The sequence below is a fragment of the Cryobacterium arcticum genome, assembly GCF_001679725.1.
Taxonomy (GTDB): Bacteria; Actinomycetota; Actinomycetes; order Actinomycetales; family Microbacteriaceae; genus Cryobacterium; species Cryobacterium arcticum_A.
On record NZ_CP016282.1, the window covers coordinates 767,513 to 793,896 of the forward strand.

Annotated in this window: 18 protein-coding genes and 3 rRNA genes; 13 read left to right on the plus strand and 8 right to left on the minus strand. The window is 66.9% G+C overall.

Going from position 1 to position 26,384, the window contains the following annotated elements:
* The first annotated feature begins 93 nt into the window (after positions 1-93).
* The 3 genes from PA27867_RS03360 (at position 94) to rrf (ending at position 5,452) form a co-directional block, all read left to right on the plus strand.
* Positions 94-1,614 (plus strand): 16S ribosomal RNA (locus PA27867_RS03360).
* Between the two features lie 467 nt (positions 1,615-2,081).
* Positions 2,082-5,210 (plus strand): 23S ribosomal RNA (locus PA27867_RS03365).
* A gap of 125 nt (positions 5,211-5,335) precedes the next feature.
* A 5S ribosomal RNA gene (gene rrf, locus PA27867_RS03370) occupies positions 5,336-5,452 on the plus strand.
* Together the 16S, 23S and 5S rRNA genes form the textbook arrangement of a ribosomal RNA operon.
* A gap of 701 nt (positions 5,453-6,153) precedes the next feature.
* Here rrf and PA27867_RS03375 read toward each other — a convergent pair.
* Positions 6,154-7,008, minus strand: coding sequence for an RDD family protein (locus tag PA27867_RS03375; protein WP_066593163.1), 855 nt, complete (start codon positions 7,006-7,008; stop codon positions 6,154-6,156).
* Between the two features lie 17 nt (positions 7,009-7,025).
* Between PA27867_RS03375 and PA27867_RS03380 the strand changes: the two genes are divergently transcribed.
* Complete coding sequence (locus PA27867_RS03380) at positions 7,026-8,021, plus strand: stage II sporulation protein M (protein ID WP_066593170.1); 996 nt, start codon at positions 7,026-7,028, stop codon at positions 8,019-8,021.
* 22 nt (positions 8,022-8,043) lie between these two features.
* On the opposite strand, the gene PA27867_RS03385 is transcribed toward PA27867_RS03380, so the two are convergent.
* Genes PA27867_RS03385 through PA27867_RS03405 form a run of 5 tightly spaced genes read right to left on the minus strand, consistent with a single transcriptional unit; the run spans position 8,044 to position 13,479 of the window.
* Positions 8,044-9,351, minus strand: coding sequence for a DUF58 domain-containing protein (locus PA27867_RS03385; protein WP_066593171.1), 1,308 nt, complete (start codon positions 9,349-9,351; stop codon positions 8,044-8,046).
* 3 nt (positions 9,352-9,354) lie between these two features.
* Positions 9,355-10,380, minus strand: a complete 1,026-nt coding sequence (locus PA27867_RS03390; protein ID WP_084020630.1) for an AAA family ATPase — start codon at positions 10,378-10,380, stop codon at positions 9,355-9,357.
* The gene (locus PA27867_RS03395; protein WP_066593174.1) at positions 10,377-11,630 is read right to left on the minus strand and encodes a DUF4350 domain-containing protein; all 1,254 of its coding nucleotides are present in this window, start codon (positions 11,628-11,630) and stop codon (positions 10,377-10,379) included. Before PA27867_RS03395 ends, PA27867_RS03390 begins: the two co-directional genes overlap by 4 nt.
* Positions 11,627-12,250, minus strand: a complete 624-nt coding sequence (locus PA27867_RS03400; RefSeq protein ID WP_236900820.1) for a DUF4129 domain-containing protein — start codon at positions 12,248-12,250, stop codon at positions 11,627-11,629. Before PA27867_RS03400 ends, PA27867_RS03395 begins: the two co-directional genes overlap by 4 nt.
* A gap of 41 nt (positions 12,251-12,291) precedes the next feature.
* Positions 12,292-13,479: a hypothetical protein gene (locus tag PA27867_RS03405; RefSeq protein WP_066593179.1), complete on the minus strand. Its 1,188-nt coding sequence runs from the start codon at positions 13,477-13,479 to the stop codon at positions 12,292-12,294.
* A 133-nt stretch (positions 13,480-13,612) separates the two neighbouring features.
* Here PA27867_RS03405 and mtrA point away from each other — a divergent pair, with 133 nt between their 5' ends.
* The 6 genes from mtrA (at position 13,613) to secA (ending at position 22,225) form a co-directional block, all read left to right on the plus strand.
* Positions 13,613-14,293, plus strand: a complete 681-nt coding sequence (mtrA, locus tag PA27867_RS03410; protein ID WP_066593182.1) for an MtrAB system response regulator MtrA — start codon at positions 13,613-13,615, stop codon at positions 14,291-14,293.
* Between the two features lie 71 nt (positions 14,294-14,364).
* Positions 14,365-15,963: an MtrAB system histidine kinase MtrB gene (gene mtrB / locus PA27867_RS03415; RefSeq protein WP_066593189.1), complete on the plus strand. Its 1,599-nt coding sequence runs from the start codon at positions 14,365-14,367 to the stop codon at positions 15,961-15,963.
* Positions 15,956-17,638, plus strand: coding sequence for an LpqB family beta-propeller domain-containing protein (locus PA27867_RS03420; RefSeq protein WP_066593192.1), 1,683 nt, complete (start codon positions 15,956-15,958; stop codon positions 17,636-17,638). Before mtrB ends, PA27867_RS03420 begins: the two co-directional genes overlap by 8 nt.
* A gap of 125 nt (positions 17,639-17,763) precedes the next feature.
* Positions 17,764-18,504 carry a ComF family protein gene (locus tag PA27867_RS03425; protein ID WP_167550818.1) on the plus strand — a complete coding sequence of 247 codons (741 nt, stop codon included), beginning with the start codon at positions 17,764-17,766 and terminating at the stop codon, positions 18,502-18,504.
* A gap of 99 nt (positions 18,505-18,603) precedes the next feature.
* Positions 18,604-19,308 (plus strand): ribosome hibernation-promoting factor, HPF/YfiA family, encoded by a 705-nt coding sequence (gene hpf, locus PA27867_RS03430; RefSeq protein ID WP_066593194.1) that lies wholly within the window; start codon positions 18,604-18,606, stop codon positions 19,306-19,308.
* 100 nt (positions 19,309-19,408) lie between these two features.
* Positions 19,409-22,225, plus strand: coding sequence for a preprotein translocase subunit SecA (gene secA / locus PA27867_RS03435; protein ID WP_066593200.1), 2,817 nt, complete (start codon positions 19,409-19,411; stop codon positions 22,223-22,225).
* Positions 22,226-22,354: 129 nt separating this feature from the next.
* Here secA and PA27867_RS03440 read toward each other — a convergent pair whose 3' ends face one another.
* Positions 22,355-22,906, minus strand: coding sequence for an Rv3235 family protein (locus PA27867_RS03440; RefSeq protein WP_236900821.1), 552 nt, complete (start codon positions 22,904-22,906; stop codon positions 22,355-22,357).
* 179 nt (positions 22,907-23,085) lie between these two features.
* On the opposite strand from PA27867_RS03440, the gene PA27867_RS03445 reads away from it, so the two are divergent.
* The gene (locus PA27867_RS03445) at positions 23,086-23,706 is read left to right on the plus strand and encodes a hypothetical protein (protein WP_236900822.1); all 621 of its coding nucleotides are present in this window, start codon (positions 23,086-23,088) and stop codon (positions 23,704-23,706) included.
* Here PA27867_RS03445 and PA27867_RS21380 read toward each other — a convergent pair.
* A complete protein-coding gene (locus tag PA27867_RS21380) occupies positions 23,685-24,056 on the minus strand; it encodes a helix-turn-helix domain-containing protein (RefSeq protein ID WP_066593202.1) in 372 nt (123 codons plus the stop codon). The genes PA27867_RS03445 and PA27867_RS21380 overlap by 22 nt on opposite strands.
* 205 nt (positions 24,057-24,261) lie before the next feature.
* Here PA27867_RS21380 and PA27867_RS03455 point away from each other — a divergent pair, with 205 nt between their 5' ends.
* Both PA27867_RS03455 and PA27867_RS03460 read left to right on the plus strand, forming a co-directional pair.
* Positions 24,262-24,918, plus strand: coding sequence for a hypothetical protein (locus PA27867_RS03455; RefSeq protein ID WP_066593205.1), 657 nt, complete (start codon positions 24,262-24,264; stop codon positions 24,916-24,918).
* 2 nt (positions 24,919-24,920) lie between these two features.
* The gene (locus PA27867_RS03460; protein ID WP_066593218.1) at positions 24,921-26,348 is read left to right on the plus strand and encodes an AAA family ATPase; all 1,428 of its coding nucleotides are present in this window, start codon (positions 24,921-24,923) and stop codon (positions 26,346-26,348) included.
* The last annotated feature ends 36 nt before the right edge of the window (positions 26,349-26,384 follow it).

Below are 26,384 nucleotides of genomic sequence, written 5' to 3' on the forward strand. Positions count from 1 at the left end.
TTCTGTCAGTTTCAAACTTGCTGATTGTTCGCCTATTCCGGTGGCTTTCAGCACTAGATGTGCCCATCACTTCGGTGGTGAGGCTATTAAACATTTACGGAGAGTTTGATCCTGGCTCAGGACGAACGCTGGCGGCGTGCTTAACACATGCAAGTCGAACGGTGAAGAGGAGCTTGCTCCTTGGATCAGTGGCGAACGGGTGAGTAACACGTGAGTAACCTGCCCCAAACTCTGGGATAAGCACTGGAAACGGTGTCTAATACCGGATACGAGCTTCAGCCGCATGGCTAGGAGTTGGAAAGAATTTCGGTTTGGGATGGACTCGCGGCCTATCAGCTAGTTGGTGAGGTAATGGCTCACCAAGGCGACGACGGGTAGCCGGCCTGAGAGGGTGACCGGCCACACTGGGACTGAGACACGGCCCAGACTCCTACGGGAGGCAGCAGTGGGGAATATTGCACAATGGGCGCAAGCCTGATGCAGCAACGCCGCGTGAGGGACGACGGCCTTCGGGTTGTAAACCTCTTTTAGTAGGGAAGAAGCGAAAGTGACGGTACCTGCAGAAAAAGCACCGGCTAACTACGTGCCAGCAGCCGCGGTAATACGTAGGGTGCAAGCGTTGTCCGGAATTATTGGGCGTAAAGAGCTCGTAGGCGGTTTGTCGCGTCTGCTGTGAAAACCCGAGGCTCAACCTCGGGCCTGCAGTGGGTACGGGCAGACTAGAGTGCGGTAGGGGAGATTGGAATTCCTGGTGTAGCGGTGGAATGCGCAGATATCAGGAGGAACACCAATGGCGAAGGCAGATCTCTGGGCCGTAACTGACGCTGAGGAGCGAAAGCATGGGGAGCGAACAGGATTAGATACCCTGGTAGTCCATGCCGTAAACGTTGGGAACTAGATGTGGGGACCATTCCACGGTCTCCGTGTCGCAGCTAACGCATTAAGTTCCCCGCCTGGGGAGTACGGCCGCAAGGCTAAAACTCAAAGGAATTGACGGGGGCCCGCACAAGCGGCGGAGCATGCGGATTAATTCGATGCAACGCGAAGAACCTTACCAAGGCTTGACATATAGAGGAAACGTCTGGAAACAGTCGCCCCGCAAGGTCTCTATACAGGTGGTGCATGGTTGTCGTCAGCTCGTGTCGTGAGATGTTGGGTTAAGTCCCGCAACGAGCGCAACCCTCGTCCTATGTTGCCAGCACGTAATGGTGGGAACTCATGGGATACTGCCGGGGTCAACTCGGAGGAAGGTGGGGATGACGTCAAATCATCATGCCCCTTATGTCTTGGGCTTCACGCATGCTACAATGGCCGGTACAAAGGGCTGCAATACCGCAAGGTGGAGCGAATCCCAAAAAGCCGGTCTCAGTTCGGATTGAGGTCTGCAACTCGACCTCATGAAGTCGGAGTCGCTAGTAATCGCAGATCAGCAACGCTGCGGTGAATACGTTCCCGGGCCTTGTACACACCGCCCGTCAAGTCATGAAAGTCGGTAACACCCGAAGCCAGTGGCCAAACCCGCAAGGGATGGAGCTGTCGAAGGTGGGATCGGTGATTAGGACTAAGTCGTAACAAGGTAGCCGTACCGGAAGGTGCGGCTGGATCACCTCCTTTCTAAGGAGCACAGCACCTCTCCTCTGTATACAGGGAGATTCAAGGTGCCAAGTCATACGAAGACGAATGTTCTTCGATGGCGCTCATGGGTGGAACATTGACATTGATGTGGAACTGATCCAGTTCCGGTAAGTACGCTCCTTCGGGGGTTGGAAAACCGGGTCTGAGGAACGAACACATATGCACGCTGTTGGGTCCTGAGGGACCGGAACACGAGTCACTTCGGTGGGTCGTGAACTTTTCCTCTGGACCTTTTTCGGTCAGCAGTCGAGCTTTCGTAAGAGAGCCGCTGGTCGTAAGGGGTACCGCCCGTACTTTGAGAACTACACAGTGGACGCGAGCATCTTAAATTTGAACCCTTCGGGGTCAAATTACAAAGATCAACACACTTTTCGAAGTGTGTGATCATTGGTCAATTTCGGTCACGAACTTTGTTCGTGACACTTAATCGATTCAAACTCATGTGATTTCAAATTTCTAAGAGCAAACGGTGAATGCCTTGGCATGTAGAGCCGAAGAAGGACGTAGTAATCTGCGATAAGCCTCGGGGAGTTGATAAACGAACTGTGATCCGAGGATGTCCGAATGGGGAAACCCCGCCAGGCCCGCAAGGTGACCTGGTGACTCCCGCCTGAATATATAGGGCGGGTAGAGGGAACGTGGGGAAGTGAAACATCTCAGTACCCACAGGAAGAGAAAACAATAGTGATTCCGTTAGTAGTGGCGAGCGAACCCGGAAGAGGCTAAACCGATCATGTGTGATAGCCGGCAGGCGTTGCATGGTCGGGGTTGCGGGACTTTTCTGCTGCTTCTGCCGAACAGTGAGGGTTAGAACGTTGTATAGACGAACAGGATTGAAAGCCTGGTCATAGAGGGTGCGAACCCCGTAGTCGAAATGCAGCAATCGCCCGAAGAGTATCCCAAGTAGCACGGGGCCCGAGAAATCCCGTGTGAATCTGTCAGGACCACCTGATAAGCCTAAATACTCCTACATGACCGATAGTGAACAAGTACCGTGAGGGAAAGGTGAAAAGTACCCCGGGAGGGGAGTGAAATAGTACCTGAAACCGTTTGCTTACAAACCGTTGGAGCACCCTTTGTTGGTGTGACAGCGTGCCTTTTGAAGAATGAGCCTGCGAGTTAGTGATATGTGGCGAGCTTAACCCGAGAGGGGAATGCGTAGCGAAAGCGAGTCTGAATAGGGCGATTCAGTCGCATGTCCTAGACCCGAAGCGAAGTGATCTATCCATGGCCAGGTTGAAGCGACGGTAAGACGTCGTGGAGGACCGAACCCACTTCAGTTGAAAATGGAGGGGATGAGCTGTGGATAGGGGTGAAAGGCCAATCAAACTTCGTGATAGCTGGTTCTCTCCGAAATGCATTTAGGTGCAGCGTTGCGTGTTTCTTGCCGGAGGTAGAGCTACTGGATAGCCGATGGGCCCTAAAAGGTTACTGACGTTAGCCAAACTCCGAATGCCGGTAAGTGAGAGCGCAGCAGTGAGACGGTGGGGGATAAGCTTCATCGTCGAGAGGGAAACAACCCAGACCACCATCTAAGGTCCCAAAGCGCGTGCTAAGTGGGAAAGGATGTGGAGTTGCATAGACAACCAGGAGGTTGGCTTAGAAGCAGCCACCCTTGAAAGAGTGCGTAATAGCTCACTGGTCAAGTGATTCCGCGCCGACAATGTAACGGGGCTCAAGCACGCCACCGAAGTTGTGGCATTGATATTTTTGGTAAGCCGCACCCTTGTGGTGTTGGTTCAGCCGTGTTGATGGGTAGGAGAGCGTCGTGTGGCCAGCGAAGCGGCGGTGTAAACCAGCCGTGGAGGCTACACGAGTGAGAATGCAGGCATGAGTAGCGAAAGACGGGTGAGAAACCCGTCCTCCGAAAGATCAAGGTTTCCAGGGCCAGGCTAATCCGCCCTGGGTAAGTCGGGACCTAAGGCGAGGCCGACAGGCGTAGTCGATGGACAACGGGTTTATATTCCCGTACTGATGAAAAACCGTCCAAGCTAATCCAGTAATGCTAAGCATCTGAATCCTCTAGATGGATCCCTTCGGGGTGAAGCGTGAGGCCTAGCGTGCGACCCTATGCTGGTGCGGTTAGCGTATTAACAGGTGTGACGCAGGAAGGTAGCTGAGCCGGGCGATGGTTGTCCCGGTCTAAGGATGTAGGCCGAGAGATAGGCAAATCCGTCTCTCATATAAGGCTGAGACCCGATGGGTAGCCCGTAAGGGTGAAATCAGTGATCCTATGCTGCCAAGAAAAGCATCGACGCGAGGTTTTAGTCACCCGTACCCCAAACCGACTCAGGTGATCAGGTAGAGAATACTAAGGAGATCGAGAGAATCGTGGTTAAGGAACTCGGCAAAATGCCCCCGTAACTTCGGGAGAAGGGGGGCCTGAGGCGTGAAGGGATTTACTCCTGGAGCGTTCGAAGGCCGCAGAGACCAGTGGGAAGCGACTGTTTACTAAAAACACAGGTCCGTGCCAAGTCGCAAGACGATGTATACGGACTGACGCCTGCCCGGTGCTGGAAGGTTAAGAGGAACGGTTAGCCGTAAGGCGAAGCTGAGAATTTAAGCCCCAGTAAACGGCGGTGGTAACTATAACCATCCTAAGGTAGCGAAATTCCTTGTCGGGTAAGTTCCGACCTGCACGAATGGCGTAACGACTTCCCAGCTGTCTCAACCGCGAACTCGGCGAAATTGCATTACGAGTAAAGATGCTCGTTACGCGCAGCAGGACGGAAAGACCCCGTGACCTTTACTACAGCTTGGTATTGGTGTTCGGTGTGGCTTGTGTAGGATAGGTGGGAGACTTTGAAGCTTGGACGCTAGTTCAGGTGGAGTCATCGTTGAAATACCACTCTGGTCATATTGGATACCTAACTTCGAACCGTGATCCGGTTCAGGGACAGTGCCTGGTGGGTAGTTTAACTGGGGCGGTTGCCTCCTAAAAAGTAACGGAGGCGCCCAAAGGTTCCCTCAACCTGGTTGGCAATCAGGTGTCGAGTGTAAGTGCACAAGGGAGCTTGACTGTGAGACTGACAAGTCGAGCAGGGACGAAAGTCGGGACTAGTGATCCGGCAGTGGCTTGTGGAAGCGCTGTCGCTCAACGGATAAAAGGTACCTCGGGGATAACAGGCTGATCTTGCCCAAGAGTCCATATCGACGGCATGGTTTGGCACCTCGATGTCGGCTCGTCGCATCCTGGGGCTGGAGTAGGTCCCAAGGGTTGGGCTGTTCGCCCATTAAAGCGGTACGCGAGCTGGGTTTAGAACGTCGTGAGACAGTTCGGTCCCTATCCGCTGCGCGCGCAGGAAATTTGAGAAGATCTATCCCTAGTACGAGAGGACCGGGATGGACGAACCTCTGGTGTGTCAGTTGTTCCGCCAGGAGCACCGCTGATTAGCTACGTTCGGAACGGATAACCGCTGAAAGCATCTAAGCGGGAAGCCGGCTTCGAGATGAGATTTCCATCCCTTAGGGGGAGAGGCTCGCAGCTAGACTACTGCGTTGATAGGCCGGATGTGGAAGAGAGGACTAAAGACTCTTGGAGCTGACCGGTACTAATAAGCCGATAATTTGATAACACTCAGTTTGAATAAGCTGCTATGCGTCCACTATGTGGTTCTCGATGTACGGTCGAGAACAAACACACTCCACCAGGAGTGTTCTATAACTAAAAATATAGATTCGATTCACCATCACCAGGTGTTTCGGCGGCTATAGCAAGAGGGAAACGCCCGGTCACATTCCGAACCCGGAAGCTAAGACTCTTTGCGCCGATGGTACTGCAGGGGGGACCCTGTGGGAGAGTAGGACACCGCCGGACTTAACTTAGAAACACACAGAAAAGCCACCCCACCGGGGTGGCTTTTCTGCGTTTAACCCCCACACTCAAACGGAACGGCCCGCGCGCCAATCCGGCCGTCGCACCCCACGTCGGTCGAGCCTGTCGAGACCCCGCGAGCCGGCCTCCGAACCGCACCACACCCGTCCCGGACCCGGGTCTCGACAAGCTCGACCACCGAGGCGGGTGCGTCCCACAGGTCGATTCACCGGGTCTCGACGAGCTCGACCAGCGAGGCGGGTGCGTCCCACAGGTCGAGTCACCCGGGTCTCGACAAGCTCGACCAGCGAGACGGGTGCGTCCCACAGACATCCCCGACCGTGTCCCGGATTCCGCACCCCACGGTGGTCGAGCCTGTCGAGACCCCGCAAGCCGACCTCCGAACCGCACCACACCCGTCCCGTCACCAGGTCTCGACAAGCTCGACCACCGAGGCGGGTGCGTCCCGCTGGTCGAGTCACCGGGTCTCGACAAGCTCGACCAGCGAGGCGGGTGCGTCCCACAGACATCCGCGACCGTGTCCCGGATTCCGCACCATACGGTGGTCGAGCCTGTCGAGACCCCGCAGGACGACCTCCGGACCGCACCACACCCGACCCGGCACCAGGCTTCGACGGGCTCGACCAGCGATCGGGAACGACCTACTTTCGCCCGGAGACGAGGCGGGAGGGGGAGGGCGGTGGTCAGCGGTTGGGGAAGTCGTGGGGCAGGCCGGTGAGGACCGGGGCCAGGGTGTCGAGGCGGCCGCGCTCGAGCAGGTGGCCGGCGTACTCGCGGTTGCGGCGCACCTCGGCCACCCCGATGAGCAGGTACTCCGGCGGCACCGGGGGCAGGGGAGACACGAACGGTGCCACCTCAGCGGCCAGGGTCTCGGCCAGACGCACCCGGGTGGCTGGGGAGAGCTGATGTGCCTGCCGCAGGAACTGCGCCACCCGGCGGGAGAGACGGTCGGGCAGACGCGCGACGTCGACGGTTGCGGCCCAAGACTCCAGCACGGGCGGGATCACGAAGGTGGGCTCGCTGATCCGCGGTACCCGTTCGTGCTGGCTGTAGGTGCCGGCGAGCAAGTCGCCGAGCCGCTTTGAGCGGGAATTGAGGAGGGCGCAGGTGACCGCAAGGCCGCCGAAGGTGAGGAAGATCTCGATGACACCCATGAGCGCGCGGATGAACGAATGCCGCAGCCCGGTGGCCCCGCCGTCGTCGCGCACGATGCGCGCCCCGATCGCCCACCGGCCGAGCGAGCGGCCGTGCGACACGGTCTCCACGAGCATCGGCACGATCAGGAGCGAGAACACCAGCCCGGAAATCGCCAGTGCCTGAGCGAGGGCCTCGTCGATGCCATCGCCGAAGACGACGGACACGACCAGCGCCATGAGCAGGAAAAGCCCCACGTAGGCCACCCAGTCGATCATGGTGCCGGCGCCGCGCAGGAAGACGCTCGCCGGGCGAACGTCCAGGGCAACCGCCTCTCCGGTCACCAGCTCATGCTCGATCAGGGAATCTTCACCATGATCGGCCGCTTTCCAGGGCTCAGCCATGTCTACTATTGAACCAGATGGATCTTGACGCGTATTCTGCGGCGCACCGCGCCGAGTGGGACCGCCTGGCCGCCCTCGGCCGCCGGCGGAGTCTCAGCGGTGCCCAGTCCGACGAGCTGATCCAGGGCTACCAGGCCGGGGCCACGCAACTGTCCGTGATCAAGACGTCCGCGGGGTCGACGCTGCAGGGCGACCGACTGTCGGTGATCCTGTCCCGGGCCCGCTTGCGGTTCACTGGCGCCGGGACGAACGTGCTGTCCCAGCTGCCCCGGTTCTTCCTCGTGCAGCTGCCTGCCGCGCTGTACCGCCTGCGCTGGCTGACCCTGGCCGTCGCCGTGGTGACGGTGCTGGTCGCCACGCTCTACGCCGTCTGGGCGTTGAACAACCCGGCGGTCCTGGCCAACTTCGGCTCGCCCGCCGAACTCGAGCAACTGGCCAACCAGAGCTTCGTGTCGTACTACTTGGAGAATCCGGCGGCCTCGTTCGCCGGGCGGGTCTGGACCAACAACGCCTGGATCGCCGCGCAGTGTGTCGCCTTCGGCATCCTGGGCGTGTACGTGCCGTACATCGTCCTGCAGAACGCCCAGAATCTCGGCGTCACCGCGGCCGTGATGTTCTCCTACGACCAGGCCGACACCTTCTTTCTGTACATCGCCCCGCACGGCCTGCTGGAGCTCACCGCGATCTTCGTGGCCGCGGCGGCCGGGCTGCGGATCTTCTGGGCTTGGATCGCCCCGGGCGCACGCACTCGCGGGCAGGCGCTGGCCGAGGATGCCCGCGCCCTGTTCACCGTGGCCGTCGGCCTGGTCTTCGTGCTGCTGGTCTCGGGGATCCTCGAGGGTTTCGTCACACCGGCACCCTGGCCGTGGCCGGTGAAGATCGGCATCGGGGCTGCGGCGCTGCTCGCGTTCCTCGCCTACATGCTCGTGCTCGGCGGCAAAGCGACCCGCGCCGGCGAGACCGGGGACCTGGCCGAGTTCGAGGCCGGGAGCGCCCGGGTCTTCGCCGGCTGAGCCCGGGGCGTAGCCAGGTCGGTCAGAGCCGGCCGGCGGCCTTGAGTGCGATGTACCGGTCGGCCAGTGCCGGCGGCAGCCGCTCCGGGGACCCGGTCACCACGTCTGCGCCGAGTTGCCGTACGGCGGCCTCGACGCGTGCGCCGTCGAGCATGGTGCGTTCGGCGGATGCCGCGCGGTACACCTCCTCGCGGGTGGCGCGGCTCTGCACGAGATCGACCACGCCGGGGTCGGTCACCGAGGCCACCAGCACGGTGTGCCGTTGGGTGAGCTGGCCGAGAACCGACAGCAGTCCCGTTGACGCACCGGGCGCATCCATCGGTGTGAGCAGCACCACGAGCGCGTGCTGGCCCGTGATCGCCCGGATCTGACCGGGCAGCGCCGTCCAGTCCATCTCGATGAGCTCGGGTTCGATCAGCGCCATGCCGTCGACCATGCGGCTGAGCAGTTCGGCACCGGATGCGCCCTGCACCCGAGCCCGCACCCGGCGGTCCCAGGCGAGGAAATCGACCCGGTCGCCGGCCCGGGAGGCCAGCGCGGCGAGCAGCAGCGCCGCTTCGAACGCCGTGTCGAGGCGCGGTTCGTCGGCGACCCGGGCGGAGGAGGTGCGGCCGGTGTCGATCACGATGACGATGCGCCGGTCGCGCTCTGGGCGCCAGGTGCGCACCACGACGTCGTTGCGGCGGGCCGTCGCGCGCCAGTCGATCGAGCGCACATCGTCGCCGCGCACATATTCGCGCAGCGAGTCGAATTCGGTGCCCTGACCGCGCACCAACACGCTCGTGCGGCCGTCCAGTTCCTTGAGCCGGGCGATGCGCGAGGGCAGGTGCTTGCGCGAGTGGAAGGGCGGCAGCACCCGGATGCGAGCGGGCGCCTGCAAGGTGGCCTGCCGGGACCAGAGCCCGAGCGGCCCGTGCGACCGCACGGTCACGTGCGAGGCCGTGCGCTCCCCACGCCGGTACGGCCGGAGGGTGAGCGCGATCCGTCGTCGTTCGCCGGTGGGCAGGGTCACGGGCGTGCGGTTGTTGCCCGCCCCGGCCGAGGGCTGCCAGGCGTCCCGAACGGTCCCGCGTAAGCGGCGGGGGCCCTCGTTGGTGAGGTACAGCTCGCTGGTCACCGCCTCGCCCAGGCGCACCCGGGCCGGAAGCACGCGGGTGAGCGTGAGCCGCCGCGGGGAGGCGGCCAGGCTGAGGTCGAGGCCGCCGAGCGCCACGGCGAGCAGCACCCAGCCGCCCAGGACCGCCAGGGCCAGCTCCGGCGTGGTGCCGAGCAGCACGATGGGCACGACGCCGAGGGCGACGAGGAGGACGAACCGGCCGGTCAGCGTCATCGGTTAGATCGGAACCTGGACCTGCTGCAGCACGCCGTGCAGGATGGCGTCGACGGTGATGCCTTCCAGCTCGGCCTCGGGGCGCAGCTGGATGCGGTGCCGCCAGACCGGCAGGACCATCGCCTGGACATGGTCGGGCGTGATCGACGCATAGCCGCTCAGCCAGGCCCAGGCCTTGGCGCTGGCGAGCAGCGCCGTGGTGCCGCGGGGGCTCACGCCCAGCTTGGCCGAGGGGCTCTGCCGGGTGGCCCTGGCCAGGTCGACGATGTAGGCGAGCACATCCGGGCTGGCGCCGACGGCGGCGACGGATGCCTGCGCGGCGGCCAGGTCGGCCGCGCCGAGCACCGGGGTGACCCCGGCCGCGGTCAGGTCGCGCGGGCTGAACCCGGTTGCGTGCCGGCGCAGGACCTCGAGCTCCACGTCCCGCTCGGGGATATCGAGCACGAGCTTGAGCAGGAACCGGTCCAGCTGCGCTTCGGGCAGCGTGTAGGTGCCCTCGTATTCGATCGGGTTCATGGTCGCCGCGACGATGAAGGGCTCTGGCAGGGCCAGGGAGAGCCCGTCCACGCTCACCTGGCGTTCCTCCATGGCCTCCAACAGCGCGGACTGCGTCTTCGGCGGCGTGCGGTTGATCTCGTCGGCGAGCAGGATGTTCGTGAACACCGGCCCGTTGCGGAACTCGAACTCGCCGGCCTTCGCGTCGTAGATGAGCGAGCCCGTGACATCGCCGGGCATCAGGTCGGGGGTGAACTGCACCCGCTTGGTGTCCAGGCTCAGCGCGTGGCTGAGCGAGCGCACCAGCAACGTCTTGGCGACTCCGGGAACACCCTCGAGGAGCACATGCCCGCGGGCCAGCAGGGCGATGATCAGGCCGGTGACCGCGCCGTCCTGACCGACGACGGCCTTGCCGACCTCGGTACGCACCTGGGCCAGGGCCCGGCGCAGCTCATCGACCGGGGTGGCGGCGTCTGGTACGGGCACCTCGGCCGGCGGGGAGGTCTCGGCGGATGTCGCGGCGTGACTGGTCATGGTTCCATTCTTCCGGTTGACGGGGGAGAGTCTGGGGCGGAGCCGGGCGGGCGCACGGCCCGGATGGTGGCTGCCTCGAGTTCGGCGACGGCATCAGACAGGCGCATCAGGGCCGCGTCGGTGGCCGGCACGTCGCCGACGAGCAGCGTGTGCACGCCGACGGGGTCGCGGCCGGTGAGCGCGGCAACCGTGCGCACCACGTCGTCCAGCGCCGCGGTGCGCGGCAGACCGGCGGCCCGGGCCATGCGCGTGACGGCACCGATACGGATCGCGTCGATCGCCCGCAGCCGTGCGTTGCCCCGGGCGTAGAGCCGGGCGCGGCCCTCCATGGTCTCGCTGGCGCGCACCACCACGGGCAGGTCTTCGGCGACGAGGGGGCCGAAACGGCGGCCCCGCCACACCATGGCCGTAATCGCCACGACGAACAGGAGCACCATCACCGGCGTCACCCACCCGGGAGTCAGATCGCCGAGCGACGGCGGCCCGGTGGCGGCGACGTCACCGATCGTCGGCAGGTACCAGACCAGGGTGTCGTCCTGGCCGAGCAGGCTCAGGGCCAGCGCGGCGTTACCGAAGGTGGCGATCTCATCGTTGGCGAACACCGACGTGTCGGCGACCAGCGTGAGGGTGCGGCCATCCGTGACCCGTTCGACGACGGAGAACGTGGAGCCGTCGCCGGGGAAACAGCCCGTGTAGCCGACGCTGCCCGCCGGCAGGCCCAACGTCTTGCCGCCGGGGGAGATGCTGCCGGCACGCTCCGCGGCCGGGAGCTCGCACTGGGCGGTGAGCTTGTCCGCGGTGGAGACACCGCCGAATCCCACCTCGGGGGCCAACACCTGCAAGAGCCGGAAATCGGGGTCGGCCACGACGGTGTGCGGGGCCAGCGTGCCCAGTTCGGTGAGTCGGTCGGCGGTGAGATATCCGGATGCGTCGGAGACGAACACGGTCGCCGTCGGGTCGGCGTCGACCGCTGCGGCGGCCTCGTCGAGGGTGTCGACCGGCAGCACGGTGACCCCCTGCTGACGCAGCACCTCGACGACGGCCATACCGCCACCCGGGTTCGGGCTGTCCGCGGCGAGCGGGGGACCACTGGTGCCGGCGACCCCGGTGATGACGAAGGCGATGACGGCGACAAGCAGTGCGCCGAGCCCGGCCACCACCCAGAACACCGATCGACGCAGCGCGGCGCGCACTGTGGGCGTGCTCGAGGCCGGCGCGGCCGGCCGGGCCGGCGCGACGGGGCCGCTCACGGCGCCACCGGCGTCGGTGCCGTCAGCCGGGGGCGGGCGGCCACGAGGGCGGCGTCGAGGGCGAGCAGCGCCCGATAACCGGCTTCGGTGCCCGTGCCGCCCAGGTAGCGCACGCTCTCGAACACTGTCGCGCCCTCTCGCAACCTGTCGCGTTCCGCCGGGAAGGCCTCCGCGGCCAGCTCGGCGACGCTGTGTGCGGTGGTGCCCGGCGTGGGCCGGAGAATCGTGCGTTCGGCCAGGGATTGGGCGATCGCCCGGAACTGCTCCGCACTGGCCAGGGACCAGTCACCGGCACCGGCGGCGGCCTGCGCGGCGCGGCGCATCTGGTCGGCGCTCCGGCGGTCGTCGGCGGCGAAGAGCCCGGCGGCGCGCTGGCGGCGCCGTTCCCGCCGGGGCAGTCCGAAGATCAGCACCGCCGCAACGAGAACGGCGATGCCCACGAGGGCGCCGACCACGGGGATCCAGGCGCTGCTGCCGTCACCGGTGAAGGAGAGCGAGGAGAGCCAGTCGAGGATCGCCTGGCTCAGCCGGTCGAACCAGGTCGGCTGGGCCGCCTGGTACGGAGCCTTGGCAAGCTCGTCCCGCAGCCACTGCTGCGCCTCGGGCGCGTCGGGATCCACCGGGATCCCGAGCCACGCCAGTCCACGCCCCCACACCACGATCATGCCCAGGGCGCCCCCGGGCCGGCAGGGGGCACGTCGGCTGCGGGCGTACCCTGGGCCGGCACGAGATACGGGTCCGCGCGGTCACCGGGAACCGCTTCGACGAAACGCTGCAGCTCGAGGTCGAGCCCTTCCTTGCGCATCCGCAGGTCGATGTAGACCAGGGCGACGGCGGCCGACTGCACGACGGCCGTCACCGCGCCGATCACGGCGGCGATCAGGATCGTGAGGATGTAGAGCAGCGCCGCCGGGATGTAGGCCTCGAAGGCGGCAGTCGGGTCGATCAGGCTGGTGACCACGCTGAACAGCAGCGTCAACGGAGTTGTGACGATCTGCGCGATGACGTTCACGATCACGGCGATGAGCAGCAGCACGCCCAGGGTGCGCCAGAAGAAACCGGTGGTGAGCGACCATGAGCGTCGGATGGCACGTCGGATGCCCAGTCGCTCCAGCACGATCAGGCTCGGCACGATGGCCGTCTTGGTGCCCACCCACGCGGCGGCGGCGAGCAGGGCGAGCCCACCGAAGACCCCGATGACCACGGCCAGGGCGATCCAGGCCCCGCCGAGCAGCGCGCAGACGAAGACCAGGCCGCCGACCAGGAGGACCCCGACCAGCAGCGCCGCGCCCAGGAGCACGGTCCAGCCCACCAGAGGCCATACCCGCCGGCCGATCTGGCGCCACAGCGCCGTCAGCCGGAGTTTCTCGCCGAGCGTGGCCCGGGCGACCTCGAGCACGATGACGCCCTGCAGCAACGCCGACGCCACGATGGACAGGGCGATCGGCACGAGGGCGGACAGCACGATCGCCAGGACCGCGCCGGCCTCGACGGCATCCTGTTCGTCGGCGGGTGCGGCGTCGACCCGGCCGAATGCGATCCAGGTGACCACGCCCACGACCAGGAGGGTCACCAGCACGGTGATGCCCTGCACCAGCAGGGCACTGCCGAAGGTGGCCTTCGGGTTGCGGCGCAACACCTGGAACGGGGCGCCGAGCAGCGTGCCGAAGCCCAGCGGCCGCAGCGGGATGAGGCCCGGCTTCGGCGGCGGGGTCCAGGCCGGCGGCGCGGTGTTGGCCCACTGTCCACCGGGTGGCGGCGGGTATCCGGGCTGCCCGCCAGGGCCGTACGCGCCGTAGCGCGGTACGTCCGGAGTGTTCGTCGGGGGGTGCCAGTCGGGGTCCGTCACGCCTCCATGCTGGCATACCCTGGCGCCGCGCGGGTGCCTGTCAGAAATCTCAGGGCCGCGTCGACTACTCTTGTGCCAGAGATTGCCCGCGTTGTGCGCGTAATTGCCCGGTGACCGGGCGGAAAACGGATGTATGAACTCACGCATTTTGGTTGTCGACGATGACCCCGCACTGGCTGAGATGATCGGCATCGTGCTGCAGGGCGAAGGCTTCGAGCCGCATTTCTGCGCGGACGGCTCGTTGGCGCTCGACGCGTTCCACAGCGTCGCCCCCGACCTCGTGCTCCTGGACCTGATGCTGCCGGGTCTGGACGGCATCGAGGTCTGCACGCTCATCCGCGCCGAATCCGGTACCCCCATCATCATGCTCACGGCCAAGTCCGATACGACGGATGTGGTCAAGGGCCTGGAGTCGGGCGCAGACGACTACATGGTCAAACCGTTCAACCCCAAGGAACTGGTCGCCCGGATCCGCACGAGACTCCGCCCCGTTCCCGCGGAGGCGCCCGCGAGCCTGCAGATCGGCGACCTCATCGTGGATGCCGCCGGTCACGAGGTCAAGCGTGGTGACCAGAGCATCAACCTCACCCCGCTGGAGTTCGATCTGCTGCTGGCCCTGGCCTCCAAGCCGCAACAGGTCTTCACCCGCGAGATGTTGCTCGAGCAGGTGTGGGGCTACCACTACAAGGCCGATACCCGGCTGGTGAACGTGCACGTGCAGCGGCTGCGCGCCAAGGTCGAAGACGATCCGGACAACCCGCGCATCGTGATGACCGTGCGCGGTGTCGGCTACCGGGCCGGCGCGGCCGGCTAGGTCCCGCGGTGTCTGCGCGGTTCGACGTGAACAGGGTCGACTGGCGCTCGTGGGGGTCGTGGCGGCGTTCGATGCGCCGGTTCCGCCGCGGCTGGCGGCGGTCGCTGCAGTGGCGCACCGTGGCCATCACCGTGGCGGCGGCCAGTGCGGCCATCGCGCTGGTGGGCGTCTACATGTCCGTCAGCGTCGGCAACGACCTCTTCCAGTCCCGGCTCAACCAGGTGCTGGTGGACTCGAACCGGGCCACATCCGCGGCCCAGGGCATCCTCGACTCGTCCGACGCTGTCGACAGGGTGCAGGTGCAGACGCTGCTGGAATCGGCGCGCACCTCGATCTCCGCCGCGTCCTCCAGCCGGCTTGTGGCCCTGTTCCGGGTGCCGGGCCAGGAGTCCTCCACCGTCGCGCCGCAGGACTCCTCCACCTTCGGCACCTCCACTGCCGTCATCGCCCCCGAATTGCGCAAGGCCGTGCAACAGGACGGTGACGGGCAGTTCTGGCAATCCGTGACGCTGTTCTCGGACGACGGGTCGTCGGTTCCGGGCATCGTCGTGGGATCCCAGATCACGGTTCCCGTCGCGGGCCGGTACGAGCTCTACATCGGTTACAGCCTGGCCGACGCCGAATCGACGCTCCTGTTCGTGCAACGCACCCTGGGCGGCGCCGGGCTCGCCCTGATCCTGCTGATCGGCGCGGTCACCTGGATCGTCGTGCGGTTCGTGGTCACCCCGATCCAGGTCGCCGCCGAGACCAGCCAGAAGCTGGCCTCGGGGGATCTGGGCGTGCGCATCCCCGAGAAGGGTGAGGACGTGATCGCCACCCTGGCCCGGTCGTTCAACGGCATGGCCGACAGCCTGCAGAGCCAGATCAAGGAGCTGGCGGACCTCTCCGAGGTGCAACAGCGCTTCGTCTCCGACGTCTCGCACGAGCTGCGCACGCCGCTGACCACGATCCGGCTGGCCGGCGACCTGCTCTACGACCAGCGCACCACGTTCCCGCCCGCCACCGAACGCACCGCGGAACTGCTGCACACCCAGGTGGAACGCTTCGAGTTGCTGCTCTCCGACCTTCTCGAGATCAGCCGGTACGACGCCGGCTCCGTCGAGCTCGAATCCGAACCCACCAACCTGGTGCACCTGGCCGAGGACGTCATCGACGGCATGCGCTCGCTCGGTGAGTCCAAGGGCAGCGAGATCAGCCTGATCGCGCCCGGTGGTCATCTCGCCGCCGAGATGGACCCCCGCCGGGTGCGCCGGATCGTGAACAACCTCATCGGCAATGCCATCGAGCACGGTGAGGGCAAACCCATCATCGTGTCGGTGGACAGCAACGAGTCAGCCGTGGCCCTGTCGGTGCGCGACTACGGCATGGGCATGACCCAGGCCGAGATCCTGCACGTCTTCGACAGGTTCTGGCGGGCCGACCCGTCCCGCAAACGCACCATCGGCGGCACCGGGCTGGGCCTGGCGATCTCGCTCGAGGACGCCACCGCCCACCGCGGCTGGCTGCAGGTCTGGTCCAGCCCCGGAGCGGGCTCCAGCTTCCGGTTGACCCTGCCCCGCCGCAAGAGCGGTTCGCTCAAGGTGTCGCCGAACCCCCTCCCGCCGGCGGATGCCGCCGCGCCCGGATTCGTGTCGCCGCACGCCGAGCCGAGAAGAGACCACCATGCGTAGCCCCACCAGGCTCCTCGCCGTCGTCACGGCGCTGGCCGTGCTGCTCACCGGATGTTCGAGCATCCCCCGGAGCGGGTCGGTGCAGGCCGGTCAGGACGCCGTGACGGGCGAGAACCCGCCTCCGGTGTTCCTGCCGTTCCGGCCGCAGGCCGGGGCGAGCATGGAGGAGGTCCTCACCGGGTTCATCGCCGCGGGCACCAGCCCGGACAACAACTACGAGATCGCCCGGGAGTTCCTCACCACGGACTTCGCCGACTCCTGGAAATCGGACACCGGGGTCACCGTCGACGACCTCTCCGGGCGCAGCATCACCCCCGTCGACGACCACACCATGCAATTCTCGGTGCGCCCCGTCGCCGAGGTGAACGCGATCGGCGAATACCACGAGGAAGCCCTCTCGGCCAGCGTGCCGCTGCGGTACGCGTTCGCCCAGGTGGACGGGGAGTGGCGGATCAGCGCCGCCCCGAACGGCACCGTGCTCGACCAGACCACCTTCAAGGATGTCTTCAGCGCCCAGTCGCTGTATTTCTACGATCCGGACTTCCTCTTCCTGGTGCCCGATGTGCGCTGGTTCCCGCGCGGCGCATCCACCCCGACCAAGATCGTCAACGGCGTGCTCGGCGGCCCGAGCGAATGGCTCGTCGGCGCCGTGTCGAGCGCGTTCCCCGAGGGCACGGCCCTCACCGCCGACGCCGTCACTGTGGTGGCCAGGGACGCGAAGGTGGACCTGAACAGCGAGGCCCTCAACGCCGACCGGATCACCCTGCAGCGGATGAAACGCCAACTCGAGCAGAGCCTGCCGAGCGGGCTCACGGTCACCATCACCATTAACCGCAACTCGCAGGACATCGGCACGCTCGGCGCCAACGAGCCCGAGGTCAACCCGCGGGTGGATGCGCGGGCATTGGTCCTGCGCGACGGCGAATTCGGTTTCCTGGCGGCGACCGGCAAGACCATCACGGCCCTGCCCGGGCTGTCCGAGGGCATCGCCGCCCTCCAGCCCACCGCGGTCACCCTGTCGCCGTCACAGACGGCGGCGGCCGTTCTCACCAACGACGGGGTGTACGGCATCCGGGTGGGCGACGACGCGAGACTGCTCGACCCGAGGCGCAACCTGATCGCGCCGGCGATCGACGGATCCGCGTATATCTGGTCGGTACCCGCCGACCGGCCCAACGAACTCTTCGTGTACAACACCCAGGGCGCCGCGGTAGCGGTGCCCACCCCCTGGCAGGATGCGTCGACGATCGCCGCCCTCAAGGTTTCCAGGGACGGGACCCGGGTGATCGCGCTGCTGAACACCGCGGGGGAGACCCGGCTGGTCGTGGCGGCGGTGCTGCGGGAGAACGGCGCACCGGTGGGACTGGGCGATCCCGTGCAGCTCGCGACCGACACGGGGACCCCGGTGGACGCGACCTGGATCGACCAGAGCACCGTGGCGTACCTCAGCGTGCAGCCCGACGGCGAGGACCGCATGGTTTCCCACGAGATCGGCGGCACGAGCGTGCCGCTCGAATCATCGATGGGGATCAGGAGCATCACGGGCAGCAACTTGCTGCGCGACCTGCGTGCGTTGAACAGCGAGGGCGCCCTCCTGGTGCAGCGCGGCGTCGGCTGGCAGGAACGCATCGACGGCGTCACCCTGGTGGCCACCCAGCAGGGCATCGGCGGCTGATCCGGTAGGGCCGGCCCGGGCGCCTCCTGCACAGGCCGCTCCTGCACAGGGCCCGCCGGGCCGCGGCCGTGCACGGATGCGGCCGGCAGCGTCGGAGACGAGGCCGTCGCAACCAGGCTGGCGCGATGATGTCCTCGCAGCCCTTCCGCACCCTGCTCGCCGCCGCTCCGGCCGCCGTCCTGGACGCCTGGGCGGTGCTGATGCCCACAGACTGCAGCGGCTGCGGAGCCGTGGACCGGGCCCTCTGCTCCGGCTGCGCCGCTGCCCTCCGGCCCGCCCCGGCGCTCAGCACGCGCAACGACCTCACGATCTGGTCGGCCCTGGAGTACCGCGACGTGGCCGCCCGGGTTCTCCTGGCCTACAAGGACGGTGGCCGCACCGACGCCGCGCCGGCGCTCGCCGGAGCCCTGCGCGCCGCCGTGGGAGCCGCCCTGGCGGCCGCACCGACGTCGGCCGCACCCGGTGGGGCCGGGCGGCCGCCGGCGGCTGTGGAGGGCGTCCTGCTCGTGGCCGTGCCGTCCTCACGGCGGGCCTGGCGGGCGAGGGGGTTCGCCCCCGTGGAGCTGCTGCTGCGCCGGGCGGAACTCCGCCCCGTGCGGCTGCTGCGGCCGGGCGGCCGGGTCGCCGACCAGGTGGGCCTCGGCCGGCAGGAGCGGCTGGACAATCGCACGGGCGCGCTGGTCCCCACTCGGCGGCTCGCGGGGCACCGGGTGCTGCTCGTCGACGACATCGTCACGACCGGGGCCACCCTGCTCGACGCGCGGCGTGCCATCCGTCTCGCCGGTGGGGAGGTGATCGGCGCGGCGACCGTGGCGGAAACCCGGCGGCGTCATCCCGTCACCGAGAGTTCACCGGAAACAGATTGACAAATACTGTGACTTATCCAGCCCGCACGACTACGGTAGGGCCAAAGGCGCGTACCAATCGCCCGGATCAGGGGCGGTTCGCCAGATCTGGAGGTCGTCATGGAAACTAACATCGTTGGACGAAACCTGGGGATCACTGATCGCTTCCGGGATTATGCGACGGAGAAGGCCGAGAAGATCGCCGGCCTCGCCGAGAAGGCCCTCGCCCTGGAAATCAAGGTCAGTCGTCACACCGAGAAGAGCGGCGCCGCCGGTAACGACCGTGTGGAGCTCACCCTCATCGGCAAGGGCCCCATCGTGCGGGCCGAGGCCGAGGGAGGCGACAAGTACGCCGCCTTCGACATCGCTCTCGGACGGTTGCTCGAACGGGTTCGCCGCGCGAAGGACCGCAAGAAGGTGCACCGCGGAGGCGCACACCGCCCGACGTCGCTGCACGACGCGTCCTCCACGGGGTTCGCGGTGATCGACATCATCCCGGCCGACGGAGAGACCCTGGAGCGTGTGCGCACCGGTGCGATCCCGGTCGTGCAGGACGAGACCGCCGCCGCCGAGGACGTCGAAGAGGCATATTCGCCCGTCGTCATCCGCCGCAAGGTCTTCTCGGCCGCTCCCATGACCGTCGACGATGCCCTCTACTTCATGGAACTGGTCGGACACGACTTCTACCTGTTCCAGGACGCCGAGACGCACCGACCCAGCGTGGTCTACCGCCGCAAGGGGTGGGACTACGGCGTCATCGAATTGGACCCGAATGCCGAGGAGGGCAGGGTGCTGGCGACGGCGTCCAGCGAGTCCAGCTCCTGACCAACTAGCATTGCTATAGTTGCCGGCTAGGTCGGCGCTACGTGCGTCCGACCGGACGACAGGCGTGTTCACACGCCGTGACGACTAGTGGAGTGCATTCGTGGCCTCAATCCTGGAAAAAGTTCTTCGTGTTGGCGAGGGGCGCATTCTGCGCCGGCTCGAGAGCTATGCGAAGGCCATCAATGCGCTGGAAGATGACTTCAGCACCCTCAGCGATGAGGAGTTGAAGAACGAAACCGTGCAGTTGCGTGAGCGTTACTCGGGCGGCGAGTCACTGGATGACTTGCTGCCCGAGGCGTTCGCCGCCGTGCGCGAAGCCTCCACCCGAACCCTGGGCTTGCGTCACTTCGACGTGCAGCTGATGGGCGGGGCGGCCCTGCACCTCGGCAACATCGCCGAGATGAAGACCGGTGAGGGCAAGACCCTGGTCGCCACGACGGCGGCCTACCTCAACGCCATCACCAGCCGTGGTGTGCACGTGATCACGGTGAACGACTATCTCGCCAGCTACCAGAGCGAGCTGATGGGCCGCGTGTTCCGCGCCCTGGGCATGACCACAGGCTGCATCGTCTCCGGCCAGACTCCCGCCGTGCGCCGTGAGCAGTATGCCTGCGACATCACCTACGGCACGAACAACGAGTTCGGCTTCGACTATCTGCGCGACAACATGGCGTGGCAGGCCACCGACATGGTGCAGCGCGGCCACTACTTCGCCATCGTCGACGAGGTCGACTCGATCCTCATCGACGAGGCCCGCACCCCGCTGATCATCTCCGGCCCCGCGTCGGGCGAGGCGAACCGCTGGTTCACCGAGTTCGCCAGCCTCGCCAAGCGTCTCGTCCCCGACGAGGACTTCGAGGTCGACGAGAAGAAGCGCACCGTGGGTGTGCTCGAACCCGGTATTGAAAAGGTCGAGGACTACCTCGGCATCGACAACCTGTACGAGTCCGCGAACACCCCGTTGATCTCGTTCCTCAACAACGCCATCAAGGCCAACGCCCTGTTCAAGAAGGACAAGGACTACGTCGTCATGAACGGCGAGGTGCTCATCGTCGACGAGCACACCGGCCGTATCCTGATGGGCCGCCGTTACAACGAGGGCATCCACCAGGCCATCGAGGCCAAGGAGGGCGTCGCCGTGAAGGCCGAGAACCAGACTCTCGCCACGGTGACCCTGCAGAACTACTTCCGGCTGTACTCCAAGATCTCCGGCATGACCGGAACGGCCGAGACCGAGGCCGCCGAGTTCATGAGCACCTACAAGCTCGGCGTCGTCGCGATCCCCACCAACAAGCCGATGCAGCGCATCGACCAGTCCGACCTGATCTACAAGAACGAGGAAGCCAAGTTCGGCCAGGTCGTCGAGGACATCGTCGAACGCCACGAGAAGGGCCAGCCGGTCCTGGTCGGCACCACGAGCGTCGAGAAGAGCGAATACCTGTCCCGCCTGCTGGCGAAGAAGGGTGTCCGCCACGAGGTCCTCAACGCGAAGAACCACGCTCGCGAGGCCGCGATCGTCGCCCAGGCCGGGCGCCTCGGCTCCGTCACCGTCGCCACCAACATGGCCGGCCGTGGAACCGACGTGATGCTCGGCGGCAACGCCGAGTTCCTCGCTGTCGCCGCGATGAACGCCAAGGGCCTGAGCCCGGTGGAGACCCCCGACGAGTACGAGAAGGAATGGGACGACGTCTTCGCCGCCGTCAAGGCCGAGGTCTCCGAGGAGGCTGAGAAGGTCATCGCCGCCGGCGGACTCTACGTGCTCGGCACCGAGCGCCACGAATCCCGCCGCATCGACAACCAGCTCCGCGGCCGCAGCGGCCGTCAGGGCGACCCGGGTGAGAGCCGTTTCTACCTCTCGCTGACCGACGACCTGATGCGCCTGTTCAACGCCGGTGCCGCCGAGAGCCTGATGGGCCGCCAGGGTGTGCCCGACGACATGGCCATCGAATCCAAGGTCGTCAGCCGCGCCATCCGCAGCGCCCAGTCCCAGGTCGAGGGCCGCAACGCCGAGATCCGCAAGAACGTGCTCAAGTACGACGACGTCCTCAACCGCCAGCGCGAAGCGATCTACGGCGACCGCCGGCACATCCTCGAGGGCGACGACCTGCACGAGCGCACCCAGCGCTTCCTCGAAGACGTCATCGACGAGGTGCTCGAGGTGCACACCGGCGAGGGCAACGGCGACGACTGGGACTTCGACGCCCTGTGGACCGAGCTGAAGACCCTCTACCCGGTGGGCCTGACCATCGACGAGGTCATCGCAGAAGCGGGCAACAAGGGCAAGATCAACCGCGACTTCATGCGCCGGGAGATCATCTCCGACGCCAAGGTCGCCTACGCCCGTCGTGAGGAATCACTGGGCTCCCCGGCCATGCGCGAGCTCGAACGTCGTGTGGTGCTGTCGGTCATCGACCGTCGCTGGCGCGAGCACCTCTACGAGATGGACTACCTCAAGGACGGCATCGGCCTGCGCGCCATGGCGCAGCGTGACCCGCTGGTCGAGTACCAGCGCGAGGGTTTCGCCATGTTCCAGCAGATGATGGGCCAGATCCGCGAGGAGACCGTCGGCTTCCTGTTCAACCTCGAGGTCGAGGTCTCCCAGCCCGCCGGCGCGGTCGACGCCCCCGTCGTCGCGGCCAAGGGACTCACGCCCCCCGCCGAATCGTCCGAGGAGAAGCTGAGCTTCACCGCTCCGAGCGACTCCGGCGGAGTCGAGGTGCGCAACCAGCGCGGCCAGATCCAGCAGGCCGCGACGGACCGGGCTCGCCGCGCCGCCGTGGCGTCCGCACCCGCCGAACCGGCCGAGGCCGCTCCCACCGGCCCGCCCCAGCGCGGCGCCTTCGGCCAGCGCGCCGAGGGCGAGACCCCGGCGGCCAACAACCGCACCGAGCGACGCGCGCAGGGCAAGAAGAAGTAAAAGCCCTCCGTAACGGAACTGTGCCCGGTCCGGACAATTGCGTCCGGTATGCCGGGCACAGTTGTCCGCGCGGGCAGTATTTGGGCCGGCGGGGCACTCGCTCGGGCGGTGGATGTTCCTGCCGCCGCGTCACAGCACGTTGATGGCGCTGGCCCGCCACCGGTTGTCCAGCCCCTCCAGGCGCACTGCCACCGCCCGCACCCGCACCTTGCTGTGCACGATCACCACGGCCTCGATGATGCCGTCCCTGGGCTCGTTGATGGTGACCCGGCCGATCATGATGGCCGGGCGCTGAGCCCGCTGGCCCTTCACTGCCCGCGCCCGGGCCGAGAGCACCACACGTTTGAGCAGGTGCCGGTAGACGTCGTCGCTCACCCACCTGGCCAGCTGATCCAGCTCCCTCGCCCCGGCCAGCACCTCGATCACACACCGGGTGAGGTTGACCAGCAACGGCTCCGGATCCGGCAACGTGCTGCGCGAACTCGGCTGATGGCCGAAGAAGTCATCGTCGAGGAACCCGTCGGCCGACTCGTGGCCCCCTCGCCGCGCGGGCTGCCCCGACGGTGCGCCGGACGGTGTGCCCGTCGACACGTCGGACGTGCCGCCCGCCGCGTCGGGCAGATTGGGCGCGTTCGCCTGCGACATGGGACCAGGCGCTGGCTCGGCAAGTGGATCGCTCATGGGTTGCTCCAAATGCGTGGATCCGTGGTGTCGGCGAGGAGAGCAGGGCGTTGCTGGCGCTGTAGTGCGAGTGGAACACCGGATCGACCCCCGTGGAACCCGAGGCCTTGGCCGACACTCAATCACCCGTCAACCTGCCTGTCTAGGCTTTTGGCCGGCTGTGGATAACGTCAGCGTCCGTGGCGGTGGCCGACTACCGTCGTGGTGTGCGCTGGGACAATCTGTTCGACGACCTCGAAGGTCAGCTCGAGAATGAGCTGACCGCCGAGGATGCCGAGTTGCGCGCGGAAGAGGAACGGCTGCGCCTGGGTCGGCTCGGCCTGCGCCAACGCCTCACCGGGGTGCAGGACGGGCCGACCGCCTCCCGGGTGCTGCGGGTGGTGCTGGTCGGCGCCCAGACGATCACGCTGCGGCCCACCACCTTCGGGCGCGACTGGCTCGCCGCCGACCTGCTCGAGGCCGGGACGGGGACCCCGCAGTGCGTCGTGCCGTTCGCGGCCATCGCGGCCGTCGTGCTGCAGCCCGACCAGGTGGCCGCCTCCCTGGCGGAGGCCGTCGACGAGCCCGCCCGGATGGTGGACCGGATCGGGTTGCCCTTCGTGCTGCGCGATCTCTGCCGGCGGCGCAAGAGCCTGCAGATCCACACCGGTGCGGGTCAGGTCACCGGCACCATCGACAGGGTCGGGCGCGACCACGTCGACGTGGCCGTGCACGCACCGGGTACCCTCAGGCGGGCGTCCGAGGTGCAGCAGCTGCGGATCGTGCCGATCCCGCAGATTCAGTTGGTGCGGTTGGACTGAGCTCCGCCGGCGTCTCCGTTGACGTCTGCGTCCCCGCGGCCGGTGTCGCCGTCGAACGGCCCGGCCCCGTCGGGTCGCAGAATCCGTCCTCCGGACAGCTCCGGGATGTTCGCGAAGTCGGATTGCTCCCACAGGGACATCCGCCGGGCCTCTTCGTACTTCGCTTCGATGTACGACTCGAGAACCACCCGTTCCACGCGCCAGGCGCCCGCCGCGCCGATCCGGATGGCCGGAAGTTCACCGGTGCGCACCAGGTCGAGGGCGGCGGCGAGGGAGAGGTTCAGGATCTCTGCGGTGTCGGCGAGGGTCAGGAACCTGCCGACGGACGCGGAGGAGACGGGATCGCTCATGCGAACGATTATCCGTCGATCCGGGCGGCCCCGCACGGCTTGCGCCCGAGCTGTGGATAACTTCAGCGGGCTCGTCCGCGGAGGGTCACGATGGTACCCACAGGGAGGTCGGCCCCCGCGGCCGACGGGCACGGTCAAGACAGCGGACAGGTGGTGACGGGGTGGCTCACACGGAGGCGCAGTGCCCGAGAGCCGGGGTGGACCGGTGAAGACGCGCCACGAGGGCGGGCCGGGCCGGGCCGCGTCGTCCACCCGGCCGCGGTTCTGGTTCGACCCGAGGTTCGCACTCGGGCTGGTCCTCGTGATCGCGTCGATCGTGGGCGTCGCCGTCGTCGTCGCCGGAAGCGACCAGACCGTCGCCGTCTACGCCGCCCGGGTGCCCTTGACCGTCGGCGACCGTCTCGACACGGCGGACCTCGTCGAGACTCGCGTGCGGTTGGGAGCCGGCGACACGCTCTACCTCACCCCGGCCCGGATCCCGGCCGGCGGCCTGACGGTGACCCGCACCATTGGCACCGGAGAGCTGGTGCCCACGTCCGCCGTGGGCGACCGCTCCGGCGAATCGGTCACGAGCCTGGTCGTGGACCTGCGGGGGCGCCTGTCGACGGGTCTGGCCGCGGGATCGGTGGTGGACGTGTGGTCGGCCCGGGAGGCCGACGGCGACTCCTTCGGGCCCCCGGCGGTTCTCGTCGGGCGGGCAAGCATCGTGCGGATCCTCGAGCCGACGGGACTGATCCAGTCCGGCGGGGGCCTCGCCGTGGAGGTGCTGGTGCCCAAGGGGAAGGTGGCCCAGGTGCTTGAGGCCATTGCCAACGAGGATGCGATTTCCATCGTGGCCGTGAACTCACCGATCGGCGGCTGACGGTGGTGCTGCTGGCGCTGGCCCTTGACCGGGAGACCGAGGACCGGCTGCTGCCCGACATCATCGACCACGGCCACGTGATCGTGGCCCGTCCTGCCACGGTGTCCGAACTCCTGGCGGCGATCGAGAGGCACAGCCCGGACGGCCTCATCGTCGGGGCCTCTGCCGGCACCCTGACCGCTGAACTCCTGGCGGCGAGCGATGCGAACGGCATCCGGGTCGTCGCCCTGGCCGCCACCGCCCAGGAGCGCCGCTATGTCGCCGAACTGGGGCTGCACGAGGTCGTAGCGGCCGACGCCGACTGGTTCGAGATCGAGAGTGTGCTGACCATGGGCGCGGCGATCCCGCTGCGGATCGACGACCCGCCCGACCGTGGCGGCCACGCCGATGACGCGTCGGGCGTCACCGGCACCCCGGGAAGCCCGGAAGCCCCGGCGCCCGGCCGGCACCGGGGGAGGCGGGCCGTGCCGGGCCGGCGAGCCAAGCCGGCACGGCAGCCGTCGCCCGGGCCGGAGCCCGCCGCCGCCGCGGAACCGGCCGGCGGGTTGGAGGGACCCGGCATCGTGATCGCCGTCTGGGGGCCGGCCGGGGCCCCGGGCCGCACCACCCTGGCCATCAACATCGCCGCCGAGATCGCGGCGGCCGGGCACACTGTGATTCTGGCGGATGTCGACACCTACAGCGGCTCGATCGCGCCGAGCCTCGGCCTGCTCGACGAGGCGCCGGGCTTCGCCGCCGCATGCCGGCTGTCCGGAGCCGACGCGCTGACCCGGTCCGAGTTCGACCGGATCGCGCATCGCTACAACTCGCCCCGCGGTGCCTTCCAGGTGCTCACCGGAATCGGGCGGCCGTCGCGGTGGCCGGAGTTGTCGGCGGAGCGGGTGAGCCGCACCATCGCAGCGCTGCGCGGCTGGGCGGACTACGTGGTCCTCGACACCGGCTTCAGCCTCGAGAGCGATGAGGAGATCTCGAGTGACCTGTTCGCCCCACGCCGGAACGCCGCGACCCTCGCCGCCTTGGGCATCGCCGACCGGGTCGTCGCGTGCGGCCTCGCCGACCCCGTCGGCATGGCCAGGTTCCTGCGCGCCTGGGGCGACCTGACCGAGGTGATCAGCACCCACCGGGTGCACGTCGTGATGAACCGGGTGCGCGCCAGCGCGGTGGGCCTCGGGGCGGCCGGGCAGGTGAGCAGCGCGCTGCGCCGGTTCGGCGGGATCGAGGCCGCGGTGCTCGTGCCGCACGACCAGGCCGGGGTGGATGCCGCGGTGCTCACCGGCCGCACCCTGCGGGACGCGGCCCCGCGGTCACCGGCCCGGCTCGGAATCCTCGGCTTCGTGCAACGGGACCTGCTCGACGCGCCCGACGCCGTACCGGCCCGCAGGCCCTGGCGCCGCGCGACGCCCTGGCGGGGCACCGCGCCGGCCACCTGACCGGGGCCGTCTGACCGGGGCCGTGACCGGGGCCAT